We start from the raw sequence: 291 nt of genomic DNA, 5'->3' as shown, positions 1-291 counted from the left end.
GGTGGAGCACCGGCAGGTGAAATACCTGAACAACGTTCTCGAGGGAGATCATGGCCGACTTAAAAGAATCCTGGGACCGAAGGGGGCGTTCAAAAACCGAATTTCCGCCTACCGGACGTTGAAAGGGATGGAAGCGATGCATTCATTACGGAAAGGTCAGGGCACGATGTTTGCTTATGGGCACCCCAATCCGGACGCGGTGATCGTCAACCGGGTCTTCGAGACGGCCTGAGAACGCCGGCACGCAGCGGCCATCAGGAAATGAGAAACTGGGTCGTCACGGCTCTCCGC

General features: G+C 57.0%; 1 protein-coding gene. It reads left to right on the top strand.

Annotated features, from left to right (window positions below; translation table 11 throughout):
• A partial coding sequence (locus tag HMPREF2993_RS11315) for a DDE-type integrase/transposase/recombinase (RefSeq protein WP_141758306.1) occupies nt 1–232 on the top strand: 232 nt, incomplete at its 5' end.
• Nucleotides 233–291: the final 59 nt, after the last annotated feature.

Source organism: Corynebacterium sp. HMSC068G04 (genome assembly GCF_001814885.1).
In the GTDB taxonomy this organism is placed as follows: domain Bacteria; phylum Actinomycetota; class Actinomycetes; order Mycobacteriales; family Mycobacteriaceae; genus Corynebacterium; species Corynebacterium hiratae.
Note: the sequence above shows the minus strand (reverse complement) of the source record. Positions and strands in the feature narration are given on the sequence as shown.